14 protein-coding genes and 1 pseudogene are annotated in these 17,409 nt (G+C 45.7%); 9 read left to right on the top strand and 6 right to left on the bottom strand.

All coding sequences use genetic code 11. The features are described 5' to 3' along the window. Nucleotides 1–78: 78 nt before the first annotated feature. Both BLCOC_RS19410 and BLCOC_RS19405 read left to right on the top strand, forming a co-directional pair. Nucleotides 79–534 (top strand): GyrI-like domain-containing protein, encoded by a 456-nt coding sequence (locus BLCOC_RS19410; RefSeq protein ID WP_115623111.1) that lies wholly within the window; start codon nt 79–81, stop codon nt 532–534. A 116-nt stretch (nt 535–650) separates the two neighbouring features. Next, complete coding sequence (locus BLCOC_RS19405; protein ID WP_115623110.1) at nt 651–1,253, top strand: peptidylprolyl isomerase; 603 nt, start codon at nt 651–653, stop codon at nt 1,251–1,253. A gap of 99 nt (nt 1,254–1,352) precedes the next feature. Here the strand turns inward: BLCOC_RS19405 and BLCOC_RS19400 are convergent, their stop codons facing one another. After that, nucleotides 1,353–2,213: a hypothetical protein gene (locus BLCOC_RS19400; protein ID WP_115623109.1), complete on the bottom strand. Its 861-nt coding sequence runs from the start codon at nt 2,211–2,213 to the stop codon at nt 1,353–1,355. Between the two features lie 156 nt (nt 2,214–2,369). Next, complete coding sequence (locus tag BLCOC_RS19395; RefSeq protein WP_026255758.1) at nt 2,370–3,959, bottom strand: DEAD/DEAH box helicase; 1,590 nt, start codon at nt 3,957–3,959, stop codon at nt 2,370–2,372. A 350-nt stretch (nt 3,960–4,309) separates the two neighbouring features. Here BLCOC_RS19395 and BLCOC_RS19390 point away from each other — a divergent pair, with 350 nt between their 5' ends. Beyond that, nucleotides 4,310–6,685 (top strand): glycoside hydrolase family 31 protein, encoded by a 2,376-nt coding sequence (locus BLCOC_RS19390; RefSeq protein ID WP_115623108.1) that lies wholly within the window; start codon nt 4,310–4,312, stop codon nt 6,683–6,685. Nucleotides 6,686–6,765: 80 nt separating this feature from the next. Here BLCOC_RS19390 and BLCOC_RS19385 read toward each other — a convergent pair whose 3' ends face one another. After that, the gene (locus tag BLCOC_RS19385) at nt 6,766–7,722 is read right to left on the bottom strand and encodes an alpha/beta hydrolase (protein WP_115623107.1); all 957 of its coding nucleotides are present in this window, start codon (nt 7,720–7,722) and stop codon (nt 6,766–6,768) included. A gap of 104 nt (nt 7,723–7,826) precedes the next feature. Then, on the bottom strand, nt 7,827–8,951 hold the full coding sequence (locus tag BLCOC_RS19380; RefSeq protein WP_029468402.1) for an aldo/keto reductase: 1,125 nt from the start codon (nt 8,949–8,951) through the stop codon (nt 7,827–7,829). Between the two features lie 472 nt (nt 8,952–9,423). On the opposite strand from BLCOC_RS19380, the gene BLCOC_RS19375 reads away from it, so the two are divergent. After that, nucleotides 9,424–10,608: an iron-containing alcohol dehydrogenase gene (locus BLCOC_RS19375; protein WP_115623106.1), complete on the top strand. Its 1,185-nt coding sequence runs from the start codon at nt 9,424–9,426 to the stop codon at nt 10,606–10,608. A 172-nt stretch (nt 10,609–10,780) separates the two neighbouring features. Next, nucleotides 10,781–11,530 (top strand): NifB/NifX family molybdenum-iron cluster-binding protein, encoded by a 750-nt coding sequence (locus BLCOC_RS19370; protein ID WP_115623105.1) that lies wholly within the window; start codon nt 10,781–10,783, stop codon nt 11,528–11,530. A gap of 84 nt (nt 11,531–11,614) precedes the next feature. Here BLCOC_RS19370 and BLCOC_RS19365 read toward each other — a convergent pair whose 3' ends face one another. After that, nucleotides 11,615–12,124 carry a superoxide dismutase family protein gene (locus BLCOC_RS19365; RefSeq protein WP_115623104.1) on the bottom strand — a complete coding sequence of 170 codons (510 nt, stop codon included), beginning with the start codon at nt 12,122–12,124 and terminating at the stop codon, nt 11,615–11,617. Further along, nucleotides 12,121–12,360 (bottom strand): annotated as a pseudogene (locus BLCOC_RS19360) (manganese catalase family protein); the annotation flags it as partial. The gene BLCOC_RS19365 and the pseudogene BLCOC_RS19360, both read right to left, overlap by 4 nt. A 205-nt stretch (nt 12,361–12,565) precedes the next feature. Between BLCOC_RS19360 and BLCOC_RS19355 the strand changes: the two are divergent. The 4 genes from BLCOC_RS19355 to BLCOC_RS19340 all read left to right on the top strand — a co-directional run bounded on the left by BLCOC_RS19355 (nt 12,566) and on the right by BLCOC_RS19340 (nt 17,389). Then, complete coding sequence (locus BLCOC_RS19355) at nt 12,566–15,604, top strand: VaFE repeat-containing surface-anchored protein (protein ID WP_115623103.1); 3,039 nt, start codon at nt 12,566–12,568, stop codon at nt 15,602–15,604. Between the two features lie 244 nt (nt 15,605–15,848). Next, nucleotides 15,849–16,163, top strand: coding sequence for a YdcP family protein (locus tag BLCOC_RS19350; RefSeq protein ID WP_115623102.1), 315 nt, complete (start codon nt 15,849–15,851; stop codon nt 16,161–16,163). A gap of 15 nt (nt 16,164–16,178) precedes the next feature. Further along, on the top strand, nt 16,179–16,550 hold the full coding sequence (locus BLCOC_RS19345) for a YdcP family protein (protein WP_022317866.1): 372 nt from the start codon (nt 16,179–16,181) through the stop codon (nt 16,548–16,550). Nucleotides 16,551–16,600: 50 nt separating this feature from the next. After that, nucleotides 16,601–17,389 carry a hypothetical protein gene (locus BLCOC_RS19340; RefSeq protein ID WP_015541083.1) on the top strand — a complete coding sequence of 263 codons (789 nt, stop codon included), beginning with the start codon at nt 16,601–16,603 and terminating at the stop codon, nt 17,387–17,389. Nucleotides 17,390–17,409: the final 20 nt, after the last annotated feature.

Below are 17,409 nucleotides of genomic sequence, written 5' to 3'. Positions count from 1 at the left end.
TAGCCTTATTCCGCTGCCATGTGGTTTTGAGATAACTGCGTTGGTTTTGGAAAATAAGAAGAGATGAGGCTGTAACAAATGGAATATGAAATAGTGGAATTAAAGGAAAAAACTGTCTTCGGACTGAGTGCCCGTACCAATAATCAGGCGCCTGATATGGGAGCTGTGATCGGAGGCGTGTGGGAGCGGTTTTTTACCCAGGGGATTTACGAGGCTATACCGGATAAGTGCAGCGGGATGCCAATAGGGATTTACTCCGGATATGCGGGAGGGATTCTGGATGACTATGATTTTACGGCGGGATGCCAGACGTTGGCAGAAGGCAATGTACCGGAAGGCATGGCTGTGATTCGTATACCTGCCGGAAAATATGCAAGATTTGTGGTAAAAGGCCATATGCACCGTGCAGTGGCCAAATTCTGGCAGGAGCTGTGGAAGATGGATCTGGACAGAGCTTTCAAGGCGGATTTTGAAGAATACAGGAATCAGGATGTGGAAAACGCGGAAATACACATCTATGTGGGCCTGAAATAAAAATACCGGGACACAGCCTTTTTCCTGTACAGAAAATATGGTATACTGACAACGCGACCGGAGGGCATAGATCTGTCTTCCGGTCAGAAAAGAGAAGAACAGGAAGGGCATGAGATATGAAGAAATGGAATTGTTTATTTGCGGCAGTGATCTTGACGCTGTCTTTTTTGCTGACCGGCTGCGGAGGACAGGAGAAGGAACCGGTCCGTCAGGCATCCTCTGAGGAACTGCATCATGTGAAGATCAATGTGAAGGACTACGGGACTATTGCTGTGGAACTGGACAGTTCAGCGGCACCCATAACAGTGGAAAATTTTATCGGTCTTGCAAAGGAAGGGTTTTACGACGGGCTGACCTTTCACAGGATCATAAAAGGTTTCATGATCCAGGGCGGAGACCCCAAAGGAGACGGTACCGGAGGCGCTGATAAGACCATTAAAGGTGAGTTTTCCAAAAACGGGGTGGATAATCCCCTGAAACACACAAGAGGGACTATCTCCATGGCCCGCTCCAGTGACATGGACAGTGCCAGCTCACAATTTTTTATCGTGCAGGAGACCTCTTCTCATCTGGATAACGAATATGCTGCATTTGGTCATGTGACAGAGGGGATGGATATTGTAGATCAGATCTGCGACGATGTGAAAACAGAGGACAGTAACGGAAGTGTTGCGCCGGAAAACCAGCCGGTGATAGAAAGTGTGGAAGTAGTAGATTAAGAGGAATGATTATTATTTAAAGCTGCTGTACCGGCCGTCGGAAAAATATTTCCGGCAGAGCAGGTACAGCAGCTTTTTGATGTATTCCCGGGCTTACATTTACTGCAGGATATTGGAACGGAACAGATAGGTATCACCGCTTTGTTCCAGGGTCAGCGCGGTGCGCAGGGCGCCGTCATTGGACTGACAGTCAAGATAATACATACCGTCCTCAGTCCATCCGCTTGAACAGGTAAAGGACACCCGGTTGGTGTCTCCGTGTTCCCTGTAATAGCTGTCGAACTGTTCCAGATAGATCCAGTTGAAGCTGCTGACTTCGCCCAGGCTGATCCCCATTTTTCGCTGGAGAAAATCCTCGATCTGCTGTGAAGTCAAATGTGTCACATCTGTAAGGATAGGTTCCCCGCTTGCGGCCTGAAGAGCAGCGCTCTCCTCAAAGGTGAGCGGTTCTGAAGGCATGCCTGCACCGGTATATAATACCTGGTCCAAATCAACTTTCTGGGGAACGCTGTAGGAGGAGCGCAGAAAACCATAATTTTCAGAGTCACTCACAAAAGCTGAGAAATAGTCCAGTTCCTCAGTGGTCAGATCACGGCGTTCTTCCGTGCCTGTCAAAGGGTCCGGAATCTCGGAGGGGCTTGTCTGCGTACTGCCCTGAACTTCTGTTTCAGGTGTTCCGGAAGCGTCTGCTTCTTCCGAAGATGAAGATCCGGATAAGGGCGGCTGTTTGGATGGAGTACCCCCGTTATTCAGTGAAATGCCGTTCCCCTTCAGTATCTTTACCGTGCTTTTTTTTGTGTCGGAATTATCTTTCTTCGTATCCTCATCGGAGACGGAAGCTTTTTCGGAAGTTTTTTCGGAAGTGCTTTTTGTCTGACCGCTGCTGCAGCCGCTTACAGAAAATAGCGTGGCTGAGGTGAGAAGCGCCAAGAGTGTCAGAGTTACAATTCTTTTCTTCATTGGTATCCCCCTTCTGTACAGCACAAGAATGCTGTATTTCGGCAAAAAAATAATGTCTGTATCCTTTTGTTTGATCAGGATACAGACATTTTATCATACACACGAAGGATTGTACACCCTTAAGGGAGTCACGCAAACCATAGCAGGAGCTTTGAACTACCTCTGGTTGGCTGGTTCAATGGCTATGGTGTTTCCTTTTATTTTGGCAGTTTTCATGGCATTCAGCACATCTTTGGCGTATTCTCTGGGGACTTCCACAAAGGTGTATTTGTCAAACATGTCAATGCTTCCGATGAGCTTGCCCGGCATTCCACTTTCCCCTGCAATGGCACCCAGGATATCGCCGGGGCGGACACGCTGCTTTTTACCTATATTGATGAAGAGACGTACCATACCGGGTTCCTCTGCGCCGGTATCACCGAAATCAACGGCTTCTTCCTCCGGCTCCTCCTGTACCATGCCCATATACAGCTTCAGCAGAGCAGCAGCCAGGTCTAAGGTGGTGTAGTCAGAGTTGTTGACTTTCTCATCAATGGCGTCGATCATAAGGGAGAGATTTTCTCTTTCAATGACAGAATCCACATTTTCCAAAATGTTTTCCATCTTGGTGTTGGCCACGTCGTTTAAAGAGGGAACCTTCTGCGCGTAGATCTTAGTCTTGCAGTAGCGCTGGATCTCTTTTAATTTGTAAAGCTCTCTTCCGCTGGCAAATGTGAAGGCACGGCCGCCTCTTCCCGCACGTCCTGTACGCCCGATCCGGTGTACATAGTATTCGTCGTCCTGGGGAAGATCATAATTAAATACAGCTTCAATGTCATCCACATCAATACCGCGGGCAGCTACATCTGTGGCAACCAGAATGTCGGTTCTTCCTTTTCTGAAGCTCTGCATAACACGGTCACGCTGAGCCTGCTTCATATCCCCGTGCAGGCCTGCGGCAAAGTATCCTCTGCCGATCAGGGCATTGACTAAAAGGTCTACCTGTTTTTTGGTGTTGCAGAACACGACAGAGAGTCTTGGAGAGTAGAGGTCCAGAAGGCGGGAGAGCACTTCCTCTTTGTTTTTAGGCTTTACGTCATAGTAGAACTGTTCGATATTGGGGACAGTCAGCTCTTTTTTTGTCACCTTGATGACTTCGGCATCCTTCTGGAATTTTTTAGTGATCTCCAGGATCGGCTTTGGCATGGTGGCTGAAAAGAGAACGGTCTGGCGTTCTTCCGGAACACCGCTTAAGATCGTTTCAATGTCTTCGCGGAATCCCATGTTGAGCATTTCATCAGCCTCATCCAGAACAACTGTGTGCACATCATCCATTTTCAGGGTTTTTCTGCGCATGTGGTCCATGACACGGCCCGGAGTTCCGATGATAAGCTGTGTTCCATTTTTCAGGGAACGGATCTGCTTTACAATGTCCTGACCGCCGTAGATGGGGAGGACTTTGATGCCGTGCAGGTACTTTGCCAGGTTACGGATCTCGTCAGCTACCTGAATTGCAAGCTCTCTTGTGGGGCAGAGCACGATCGCCTGAAGTTTTTTGTTCTTAATATCTATCTTCTGCAAAAGAGGGATACCAAAGGCTGCGGTTTTTCCTGTTCCGGTCTGTGCCTGGCCGATAATATCACGGCCGCTTATCATAGCAGGAATTGCTTTGGCCTGAATAGGGGAGGCCTCCTCAAAACCCATGTATCTCACTGCTTTTTCAATTTCCGGGAATAAATCCAATTCTTCAAATTTCGTTGTTTCCATATAAAATAAATAGTCCTTTCTATCGGGGGATAGCCCCGAATCCTTTATGCTATAAAGGTCCGTTACATCAAAATGTGACCGCTGCATGAAAAACGGGTGTCGCATAAGCGTAGTAAATGCTTATCGCGGCACCCTCTTATACACAATCAGCAACTTACATCATACCAGAATCAGAAACTAATGTCAATTAGAAGATATGGACAGGATAAGCAGAAGAAAGTGACAATATTGCATAAAAATATCAGGTTTTCTTAAAAAACCTTTGCAGGTATTATACAAAACAATTACAATAAAGGAAAACAGAGGCAAAGCCCCGTAAGAAAAAAGGTATGCATAGGAGAGGAGCAGACATGAGTGGAGTAAATGAGAAGCTTAAAGTAAGGCCAATAGCCAGAAGAGAAAGTATGATCCAGGGGGAAAACTACAGGATCACAGTTCTGACAGAATCCCTTCTGCGTCTGGAATACAGCAGAGACGGAATTTTTGAGGACAGGGCGACCCAGACGGTTATCAACCGGGATTTTCCGGTACCTGTATTCAAGGTATCAGAGACCAAGGAGGAGCTGAAGATTTTTACCAGTGCCCTGGAGCTGACCTACAACAAAAAGGAATTCGCCCCAAACGGCCTTTTTATCAAGGTAACAGGCGGAAGATCCAATGAGACAAATTGGCATTACAAAGATCCGGTTAGGGATCTGGGAGGAACGGCCCGCACTCTGGATGAAGCGGACGGCGCGATTCCCCTGGAAAGCGGTGTGGTGTCAAGGAACGGATTTTCTATTGTGGATGACAGCCGCAGTATGGCAATCACGGAGGACGGATGGGTGGAAGTGCGTCCGAAGGACAGCATAGATTTCTATTTCTTCGGTTATGGGCACAGGTATCAGGAGGCAGTTAAGGATTTGTATTATCTCTGCGGCCAGACCCCCCTTCTGCCCCGCTGGGTGTTTGGAAACTGGTGGAGCCGTTATCATAAATATACGGAGCAGGAATACAAAGAGCTGATGGAACGCTTTGAGCGGGAGCAGATCCCTTTTTCTGTAGCTGTAATAGATATGGACTGGCATCTGGTGGATATTGATCCTAAGTATGGAAGCGGTTGGACCGGATATACCTGGAACCGGGAGTTTTTCCCGGATCCCAAGGAGTTTATGGACTGGCTTCACAAAAGAAATATGAAAATCACTTTGAATGTGCATCCTGCAGACGGTGTCCGTGCCTATGAGCAGGCCTACGAGAGAGTGGCAAAACGTATGGGCATAGACCCGGACAGCCAGGAACCGGTGCAGTTTGATGTGACAGACAGGCATTTTCTGGAGGTGTATTTTGAAGAGCTTCATCATCCCCTTGAGGAGGAGGGGGTGGATTTCTGGTGGCTGGACTGGCAGCAGGGAACGGTCACGAAGATACCGGGATTAGACCCGCTTTGGATGCTGAATCATTTTCACTATCTGGACAGTGCCAGGAGGGGAAAACGCCGTCTGACCTTTTCCAGGTATGCAGGAATCGGAAGTCACAGATATCCTATTGGATTTTCCGGTGACACGGTCATCTCCTGGGACAGCCTGAAATTCCAGCCCTATTTTACCGCGACTGCCAGCAATGCGGGATACGGGTGGTGGAGCCATGATATCGGAGGCCATATGCACGGAGTCCGTGATGATGAGTTGACTGCCAGATGGGTACAGTTAGGCGTATTTTCACCGTTGAATCGTCTGCACAGCACAGATAATCCTTTTAACGGCAAGGAGCCGTGGAAATATAATAAGATCACACAGAGCATCATGGAGGAATTCCTTCGCCTGCGTCATAAACTGGTGCCGTATCTGTACACCATGAACCGTTATGCCAGTAGGGACGGACAGCCGCTGGTGCGCCCTATGTACTGGATGGAGCCGGAGCGTGAGGAGACTTATGATGTGCCAAATGAATATTATTTTGGAACAGAGCTTATAGCAGCGCCTGTCACAGACCCGGCGGATGCCTGCATCTGTATGGGATGTGCAAAAGCATGGCTTCCCAAAGGCGTATGGTTTGATTTCTTTACAGGACGCAGATATGAAGGCGGACGTCTGTTTTCTGTATGGAGAAGTGTGGAGGAGATACCGGTATTTGCCCGTGCCGGCGGCATTGTCCCCATGCAGGAGCTGCCGGAGCAGATGAATGACCTGAGCAATCCTGAAAACATGGAGATCCTCATTTTCCCGGGAGCTGACAACTGCTTCCAGCTCTGGGAGGATGATGGGGATTCACCGGAAGATATGGATGAAAACTGGGTATGCACAGATCTGATTCAAAAAAACGGAGAAGGTTTTTCAATCTCAGCCGCAAGAGGAAATACTGCGGTCCTGCCAGAGAAAAGAACATGGACACTGCGTTTCAGAGGGGTGAGGGATACTGCGGCAGAGGTGACTGCAGATGGACAGACAATAAAAACAGAGCAGTCTTATGATGCCCGTACATGTACCCTCACAGTCAAAGCGGAAGAAATTTTGGTGACAAGTGAGATCAAAGTGAAGTTTGGGAACGGACTTTTCATTGCAGAAAAAGATATGACTGACAGCGTATATGAAATTCTGGAGCGGGCACAGATCTCCTATGATCTGAAGGAAGCTGTGTTGAAAACAGTGGAGGAACTTGGTGACAAGGCAGTTCCGGCACTTTTTGCCATGGAACTGGGAGATGCACTGTTGAGTGCTCTTACAGAAGTGTTGTCTGCCTGCTAAAAATCTGGTTAAAAAATCTCCCAGGAATAGATAAAGAGCTGCGGCACAGTAAAAGTTTACACTGTGCCGCAGCTCTGTTTTTAAATGATATATTTATCCAGGAATTGGTCAATGGTGCGAAAATACAGTTTTGGGTCAGTGGCACAGGAAAGTGCGTGGCCTGCGCCGTCAATGACCAGTTTTTCTTTTTCACATTTGGCTGCATGGTACAGCTTGTTCAGCATGTAGAAGGGAACAAACGCGTCCTTTGAGCCGTGAATGAAAAGAATAGGGCGGTTGCATTTTGCCACCTGCCGTATGGCGCTGGCTTCCTTGAAGGAAAAACCGTAACGGATCCTGGAAGCAAGGGAGGACAGGTACAGAAACGGGAAGGGCGGCAGATGGAAATAATTATGGATCTGCACGCTGAATTCTTCCCAGACGCTGGTATATCCGCAGTCCTCAATAATAGCCTTCACATTAGACGGAAGATTTTCGCCGGAAGCCATCATAACGGTAGCCGCACCCATGGAAATGCCCATCAGGACAATCTGGGATTTGGGGTCTTTCTGGCGGAGAAAATCAACCCATTCCAGTATATCTTTTCTCTCCTGCCATCCCATGCCGATGTATTTGCCTTCACTGTCCCCGTGTCCTCTGGCATCCGGCAGAAGGACAGAGTATCCCCTGTGCCAAAAATGTCTGGCATATACGCCCAGTTCGCAGCAGTTGTTGCGGTATCCGTGACAGAGGATCACATAGCGGGTGCTTCCCGCCTGTATGGATGGGAGAAACAGCCCGTTCAGCTTCATGCTGTCCCGGTTGATCAGTGTCACCGGGGAGGCTTCCTTTTTGATCCATTCCTTGCCGGGACGGAGAAAGTCGCCTAAGGGATCTGGCTTGTCTGTGCTTTTCCGCTCCGTCCGGTACATGGGAAATGTACGGGAGAGGGCAAATCGGCGCAGAAAGCTGGTGAGCACATAGGAGGCACCCACGCAGATACCTGCTCCTGCGATGGCAGCATGCTTTAAAGTTTTGGAAGATAATTTTTCCTTCATGTATCTATGCTCCTTTATACCTTTCCGGTGTGCAGCAGTTCTGTATTTTGCGGTCACTCCGGCGTTTACAGTATATGGAAATCAGGGGAACAATATACGAAAAATCAAAGATTCTCCATGGTTTCTTTTACACGTTCCAGATCATCCCGGATGGACATGGCCTGGGGACAGACTTCCTCGCATTTGCCGCATTTCTGGCAATGGTCAGCGCGGGCATCCTCTTCCAGATCATTAAAGTAGGCGCGTTTAGCCTGCTCTTTATTTTCATACATGGACAGATCGTTCCAGATGCGGAAATTCTGCGGTATGTTGACGCCGAAGGGACATGGCATACAGTACGCGCATCCGGTACAGCCGTTTTTCGTCCTCTGTTTGATGGCAGTGGCCACATCAGCTACGATTTCCTTCTCTTTCAGATTGAGAGGTGTAAAGTTTTCAAAGGTGTTCAGATTGTCTTCCACCTGCTCCATTGTAGTCATGCCGCTCAAAACCACTTTTACATTGGATTTGCTGGCCACCCAGCGAAGTGCCCAGGAGGAAATGCTGGAGTTTGGCTTGTAATCTTTGAAGGGTTCTGTCACTGCATCCGGCAGAGTGGCAAGAGAACCGCCTTTGACCGGCTCCATGATCACCAGCGGAATGCCCAGTTCCTTTGTCAGCTCATAGCCTTTATCTCCGGCCTGGATATCAGTGTCCACATAGTTGTACTGGATCTGACAGAAATCCCATTTGCGGTAAGTGGCAATGGTCTTAAAGGTTTCAAAATCATCGTGGAAGGAAAAGCCGAAGAATTTGATTTTTCCTTCTTTTTTCATTTCTTCCATATAAGGAATGATTCCCAGATCCAGAACCGTCTGCCATTTTTCTTTGTCCAGACAGTGAAGCAGATAGAAATCTACATAGTCAACTTCCAGGCGGTCAAGTTGTTCCTGGAAAATGCGCTTTGCGTCATCAATTGTTTTTACATTCCATACAGGCAGTTTGGTCGCCAGATAGAAACTGCTGCGGTCATATTTTTTCAGTACCTTTCCCACAAATGGTTCACTGTCTCCGTTGTGGTATGGATAGGCTGTATCTATGTATGTGACTCCCGCCTGAAGTGCGCGGTCCAGCATTCTCTCTGCTTCTGCCTCGTCAATATTTCCGTCTGGTGTCTGTGGAAGGCGCATACAGCCAAAGCCCAGAAGGGACGGTGATACGCCCAGATTTTCAAATTTACGGTATTCCATAGTGTAAAAACCTCCTCATTTCAGTCAAAATGGTTTTAATAGTAGCTGTTACGGTAACTATTCCAGCAGGCCTTTGCATTTGCTGCATTGGTCGTAAGCAAACATTCAGCAGCCGGATAAAAAGATATTGCCAGAGACGGTTCTGCATGGATTTTGCCCGTAACTGTGAAGAAACTGGACAAAGTTACCTGATATCTATTTTATCATTCTATGCAGGAGGATTACAAGGGATTTCCTGAATTATTAGGTTTTTTTTCATAGAAATCAATGAGAAAATAAAGTATACTGGATATAAAGGCTTAGTCATAAGCTGTCCGGTAGTGATGATTAACGTAACGATCCGGCAGCCGGACAAAAATCTCATGGATAAAGTCATTTGGCATGGATTTTTGTCTGTGGCTGCAAGGATACGGAGCGGCTGCAGGGCAGGCTGATATCCGTCTGTTATTGATGAAAAAAGGAGAGATATTATATGCAGGAATTTATTTATTACGCACCTACAGAAGTGGTATTCGGAAAAGACGCAGAGAAGAAAACAGCAGAGGAGGTTAAAAAGTGGGGCGGAAGCAGGGTGTTTCTTGTCTATGGTGGAGGCAGTGTAAAAAGAAGCGGACTGCTGGACAGGATCGAAGCAGAACTTGAAGACGCAGGGATCGTGTTCAAGGAATGGGGTGGAGTTAAGCCAAACCCGCTCCTCTCCTTTGCAGAAGCGGGCGTGAAAGCGGCTGCCTCTTTTGGGGCAGACTTTATCCTGGCTGTGGGCGGAGGAAGTTCTATTGATACGGCAAAAGGCATTGCCCATGGAACCGCAAACCCGGAAACTTCACTTTGGGATATTTGGACGCAGAAGGTGCCGCTTACTAAGAGTCTTCCGGTGGGCGTAGTCCTGACCATTGCGGCTGCAGGGAGTGAGATGAGCGATTCCGCGGTGTTGACGAATGAAGAGATTGGAAGAAAACAGGGACTGAGTACGGATCTAAACCGGGTGAAATTTGCCATTATGAATCCGGAGCTTACCTACACTCTGCCAAAATATCAGGTGACATGCGGAATTGTGGATATTATGATGCACACTTTGGACAGGTATTTTACCCATACAAAGGGGAATCAGATGACAGATGAAATTGCGGAGGCGCTTCTTAGAACCGTGATCGAAAACGGCAGAAAGGCCTTGGAGGATCATACGGATTATGAGGCCATGAGTGAGCTGATGTGGTGCAGCAGTCTTTCCCACAATGGAATTACAGGACTTGGGGCAGAGAAGGATTTTGCTCCTCATAAAATAGGACATGAGTTAAGCGCCAAATATGATGTGGCACACGGGGCCAGCCTGTCTGCTGTCTGGGAGGCCTGGGCTTTGTATGTATATATGGAGGAGTCGGCACGGTTTGCGCAGTACGGAAGAAAGGTGTGGGGTGTGCAGGCGGAGGATGATGTGACCGCTGCCAGAGAAGGAATCCGGAAAACAGTGGAATATTTCAGGAGCCTGGAGATGCCCGTTTGCCTGGGAGAACTGGAGGCCGGAGTGCTGACAGAGGAGGAATTAATGGATATGGCTGAGAGGGCTACGGGAAAGGATACGTTTTCGGTGGCGAATTTTAAGGTGCTGTGGCAGAAGGATGTGTATGAGATATTCAGAATGGCGAATCATAATTAAATGAATGAATAAATGAACGGGATGGGGAACGGGATGAGGTCCGCACCTAAGTTTTGGTAAGAGATGAAAAGCAGATTTATAATATAGTTGACATATGCTAACAATATGGTATAATGGGCATATGTCAATAAAGAACGCATGAGTAAGCGGCGTGCTGTTGGGAGGTGGAGGGATGTCAAGGCCCAATAAGGAGAAAAAGATTTGCAGACTGCCGGGATGCAGTTTTTTTGTGCCGGGTGAGGGCAGCGAGCCTACCCATCGGATCCGGATGACAGTTGAGGAGTATGAGACGATCCGGCTGATCGATTACATGGGCTATACCCAGGAAGAGTGCGCGGTGCAGATGGAAGTGGGAAGAGCTACTGTGCAGGCAGTCTATACAGAGGCCAGAAAGAAATTGGCCCGTTTTCTGGTGGAGGCATCATCTCTGGAGATCAGCGGCGGAAGCTACAGGCTCTGCGGACAGGAAGGACACCGGCGAAATGCGTGCGTTCAATCATTCAGGAGAGGAGATTCAAACATGAAAATTGCAGTGACATATGACAATGGAGAGGTATTTCAGCATTTTGGACACACAGAACAGTTCAAGGTATATGAGGTGGAGGACGGAAAGATCGTGTCCTCTGAGGTGATCGATACTAACGGCAGCGGACATGGTGCCCTGGCCGGATTCTTGAATCAGTGCGGAGCACAGGTGCTTATCTGCGGAGGGATCGGCGGCGGAGCGAGAAATGCTCTGGCAGAGGCTGGAATCCAGCTTTATCCCGGAGCATGCGGAGACGCGGATGCCCAGGTGGAGGCATTTTTGGCAGGAAGCCTGAATTACGATCCGGATACAGTTTGTGCGCATCATGAGCATGAGCACGGAAACGGCGGCTGTGGGGAACATACCCATGAATGCGGCCACCACTGTGGAAATTAAAATTTATATTTTCAATAGAAAAAGGCATTGGCAGGTGAAGAAGCATCTGCCAATGCCTTTATTCATGGAATGAAATGCTGTTCTTTAATCTTCCAGACTGCTTTTTATTTCCCCGCACGCGATCTTGCTGCCGGCATCCCCTGAAGGCTGTGTTTTGAAGTCATCAGGGTTTTCATGGATGATCACCGTCCGGCCTATGATTTCCTCCGGCACGAACCGGTTGGTATAGAACATAGAAAGGGCATAACCGTCATTTTCAAAGAGCGGAGGCAGATCCCCGGCGTGTTCCGGGTGCGGACAATCCTTAGGATTTAAATGGCTGCCGGTGAGGAGGAAATCCCCTTCTGCGTTTTCCTCACAAGAGGAGCCTTCATGGATATGAAAGGCGAAGATCTTTTCCTGACAGGCAGCTTTCGATGTGGGAAGTCCGGCAATGTCGGCAAGGACAACCGTACCGCCCCACAACGGGAAGAAGTATACGAATCCTTTGATATCGGGATATTTCTTTCCTCCGTATACAAAGGAGTAGGCTTCCGGTGCAGTGGCAATTACCTTTTGCATGGCTTCTAATAATTCCCGGCGCATGAATGTCATTTGCTGCAGCCCGGATCGCAGCTGCATTTGGCGGGCATGTCAAAGCTTGGGTTAAAGGCATAGAAGTTCTTGAAGTCCAGTTCTTCCTGTACGGAACGGAGTGTCTCTCCGAAACGCTGGAAATGCACAACTTCCCTTTCACGTAAGAAACGGATGGGGTCCACAATATCCGGGTCTTTGATAACGCGGAGAATGTTGTCATAGGTGGTACGCGCTTTCTGCTCTGGTGCGACCTCGTAAGAACAACATAGCTGGAAACCCTTGAAAATACGCCATTTTGCGTAGGACAAGCCTTTTCCTGCTACGATTGCATAAGAACAAAAACATAGAAAAATGAAGATGAAGCAAGCTATCCTACATAGTTCCAATGGTTTCAGCAACTAAGACGTTCAACAATGAGCGTCTATTTTTTTACCCAAAATGAAAGGAGAATCAAACATTATGAAAAAGATTATGAAGCGATTGCTTACAGGTGTACTTACCCTTGCAACCGTATTTACTGCATTACCTGTCACACAGGTTCATGCTGCGGATTCCGTCTATACTACTACGGACGGTAAAGCAGGAACAATCGTCAAGATTGACAATGGCGGTTCAGAGGTTTCCAGCTTTGAAGAAAGCATAATGAACGCTGACGGGCAGATTGCCTACTGTATTGATATAAACACAAATTTCCAATCGGGATATAAGAATCGTATCAATGCAACGGAGCGAATGAGCGACGACCAAATATCTGATGTGGCGTTGAATCTGGAATACGTCAAACAGTATGCAGAAAAGCACAGTCTTTCCAGCAAACAAGTCTATCTGTTGGAACAATGTGTTGTCTGGCGAAGATTGAGCGTTCACTTAGGCTGGGGGTACAACAATGTACGAGCTGCCTATGATGAAGTGTCAGAGAAAATCCAGTCAGAAGTCTATGAGAACGCAAAGGCTTTCGCTAAAGAAAATAAAGACCGTTACGATTGCGGTGGTTACATCTATGTTGGTGAAGGACAGGACTTAGGACAGTTCTGGGCGAAGTTAGCTGTCGGTGATGGCAAGATTCAGAAATCGTCCAGTAATACAGCGATTACAAAATCTAATGACTGCTATTCTTTATCTGGTGCGACTTATGGTGTCTATTCTGATAAAGGCTGCACGAAATCAGTTGCCACACTTATGACAGATGGCAACGGGAATACGGATACGGTGGAGTTGAGAGCTTCTACATACTATGTAAAAGAAATCGAAGCTCCAAAAGGATTCCAGTTAGATAACAACGTCTATACCCTTACGGTAAAGGCTGGTGAAACTTCCACATTGAAAGTCAGCGATACACCAAAAGTCACAGACACTTTGGTTGAGCTTTTCAAAATTGATATGGAAACAGGAAAAGCAACCGCACAGGGTAACGCTTCTTTAGAGGGTGCGGAGTTCGTCTGGAAGTATTATGACGGTTATTACACAAAAGATAATCTTCCATCAGAACCAACACGCACATGGACGACAAAGACAAAAGCGGAAAAAGGCAGCGATAACACTATCCACTATATCACAAGATTGGCAGATTCCTATAAGGTATCTGGTGACAGCTTCTATACACAAAACGGTACTATCTGTTTACCGCTTGGTACTATCACTGTAGAAGAAAAAGCTGCTCCAAACGGTTACTTGTTAGATGGTGCTTATATGCAAGCCGCTGGAAGTTCTGAACAGATAAAAGGCGTGTATGTGGCACAGATTACAGAAGATGGCGAACTTGCAGCATTAAGCGGCAGCAACCAGTATTCCGTATCGGACAATATTATCCGTGGAGGTGTGAGAATCCAAAAGCGTGACCTTGAAACAAAAGACACAAAACCACAAGGCGGTGCAACATTGAAAGATACTGCCTTTGAAATCATTTCCTTAAATGATAATGCGGTATTGGTAGATGGCAAATTATACAACAAAAATGAAACAGTCAAGACAATCCATACAGGCGTTGACGGTATCGCTACGACTGACGCTGATACACTTCCTTACGGTCACTATAAAATTTCAGAATCCAAAAGTCCGACAGGGTATTTGACAACTGGTGCGGTTGACCGTGAGTTTGACATTGTGAATGACGGTGAAATCGTGGATTTAACAGATGAAGCACATTCCATCTACAACCAGATTATCCGTGGGGATATTGAGGGTGTGAAAATTGGTGACGGTACTCACAAGCGACTTGCGAATGTTCCCTTTAGGATCACAAGTAAGACGACTGGTGAGAGCCATATTATTGTTACGGACGCAAACGGTCAATTCTCCACTTTCTCTGATTGGGTATCTCATAAACAAAATACCAACGCTGGAAAAAACAGTGAGGACGGTATCTGGTTCGGTACTTCCACAGCAGACGATAGCAAAGGTGCTTTGCTCTATGATACTTACATAATCGAAGAATTACGCTGCGATTCCAACAAGGGAATGACGTTGATTCCGGCGTTTGATGTCGTGGTATCAAGAAACAAAGTTGTTGTTGATTTAGGTACACTCACAGATGATTATGAGCCGGAAATCGCTATCCATACAACTGCTACCGACAAAGTGACAGGTGAAAAATCCATCGTTGCTGGTAAAAATGTAACTATCGTTGATACGGTCACTTTAGATGGTTTGAAGAAAGGCACAAAATATCAGCTAAAAGGCTGGCAGATGGTGAAGTCTGAAAATGCACAGCTTTTGATTGACGGTAAGCCTGTAGAAAGTGATTACACATTCACAGCGAAAAAATCAGAAATGGAAGTTGAGGTTTCCTATACATTCAACGCTTCTACTCTTGGCGGCAAAGAACTTGTGACCTTTGAAGAATTGTACGATTTATCCAATCCAGACGAGCCTATCAAGGTGGCAGAACACAAAGACATAGAGAACGAGGGGCAAACGGTGACGATTACGGAACGTATTATCACTATGCACACAACCGCCACAGACAAGGTAACAGGTGAAAAGACGATTAAAGCAGACAACAAAGTAACGATTGTCGATACGGTTACTTTAGACGGTTTGGAAAAAGGCGTGAAATATACTCTTAAAGGTTGGGAAATGGTGAAGTCTGAAAATGCAGAACTTCTGGTGAATGGTAAACGTGTGGAAAATGACCTTACTTTCACCGCCACAGACAGTCAGATGGAAGTTCAGATTGAATTTACGTTCAATGCTTCGGAACTTGGCAGTAAAGAGCTTGTGACGTTTGAAGAATTGTACGATACGTCCAATCCAGACGAGCCTACCAAGGTAGAAGAACATAAAGATATCAAGGACGAGGGGCAGACTGTGACGGTCAAAGAAAAACCAGAATTCCCTACGACACCAGAAGAACCTAGTACACCAACAAAAACAAGCAATTCACCAAAAACAGGTGACAATACGCCATTTGTCGCATTATTCGCTATGATGGGAGTTTCTGCTGCTGGTCTTATCTTTGCCGGATATAAGAGATTCCGCAGAGTAAAGAAATCTAACTGACACGGGAGGTAACAGCTTATGAAAGCAATGCCCCGTTCACCGCCTATCATGGAAACGTCAGTCTGTAGCTGACACTATATCTAACTTCTGCTTGATTAGGATTTATCTTTCTGAATGGGGATTGTCAAGGGTGCTTTCAGCACAACGCTTGCCCTTGATAATTCACAGGCAGACAGATATTATCCCGACAGCAGAATGACAAAATTAACACTAAAAATATAGAAAGAAAAGAGGTAAATAATTTATGGAATTAAAACACGTTATCCCGAATATGGAAAAGACGTTCGGAAATTTGGAATTTGCAGGTGAGAATAAGGTGGAACAGCGTAGGATCAACGGACGTATGACGGTAGTTTCCCGTAGCTTCAACCTTTATTCGGACGTACAGAGAGCAGATGATATTATCGTGTTGCTGCCTGCTTCTGCTGGTGAGAAGAACTTTGAATCAGAGGAAAAGGTAAAACTTATCAATCCCAAAATCACCGCAGAGGGTTACAAAATCGGCACTAGAGGATTCACAAACTATATCCTGTCAGCAGACGATATGGTGAAAGCGTAAGGAGGTAGAAACATTATGAGATTAGCAAATGGAATCATTATTGATAAGGAAAAAACATTCGGAGTATTGAAATTCTCGGCGTTGCGTCGCGAGATACATATGCAGAATGAGGACGGTACGGTTTCTGAAGAAATCAAGGAACGTACCTACGATTTGAAATGTAAAGAACAGGGGCGCATGATACAGGTAAGTATTCCGGCTTCTGTTCCGTTAAAGGAATTTGACTACAACGCAGAGGTGGAAATCATCAATCCTGTGGCTGATACGGTGGCAACTGCTACATTTCAAGGTGCAGACGTTGACTGGTATATCAAGGCAGATGATATTGTGTTAAAGGGTAAAATAAATCAAATGGCAACTAATAATATACTACCAAAAAATAAATAGTATAGATAAAAATTATCTGATATAATCATTTATAGAAAGTGGGTGATTGTATGAGTAAAAAAGCAAAAAGTTTTGAAGAATTTTATTCTAAAAATAAAGATGATATTTTGGATATTGATATTGTAGCTGATTATGCAGAGTCCCATGATGGGGATACTACACCATTTGATAAAGATATGTTTTGTCCAGAATGTAAACAAGCAGAATTGAGTTTTGTTCATAAAACTTCTAAACGTCGTGCTCATTTAAGAAGAATTAAAAGCTCAAATCATAAAGATGGCTGTTCATATAACTATGAATATGCTTCCAAAAAGACAGTCAAAAAATATGTAGATTCTTTAAATTATGAGGAAATACAAGATAAGTTAAATTCAATTATGAATATGTTATGCCGAAAACATAATACGAAAAAGACAACCAGTAATGATAATGAGGATTTAACGAAAAAAAGAAAGAATCCTATGCTTATCCCAGAACGAAAAGATTGCGAAACTGTTTTAAGAGCATTGCAACGAAAAAGACTTAATGGCTGGATTGACGAATCAGATGGTGAAGATTTTTGCGTATTCTATGGCAAAGTAAAATTAAAAGTTATAGAAAAAGAAAAAAATAGCGATGACCCAAAAAAGACTTATAAATATTACCTGCTACAAATATATACCCAAAATAAAAAAGGCGAATGGAAATTCAGAACAAGTTTATATCGAGGTAATATGCGAGATTTAGTAAATGAAGAAGTAATGTATAATATTGTAATGATTGGACACTTGGATTTTCAATTTAAGCCATTTACAATCAAATTAGCAAATAAAAACGCTATCAAATATCGTGAAGCATAGTTATAGAGCAGTAGATTCTA

It is taken from the genome of Blautia coccoides (genome assembly GCF_034355335.1).
Classification (GTDB): domain Bacteria; phylum Bacillota; class Clostridia; order Lachnospirales; family Lachnospiraceae; genus Blautia; species Blautia producta.
The sequence above is the reverse complement of the archived record's forward strand: the minus strand, read 5'-3'. Positions and strand labels throughout refer to the sequence as shown.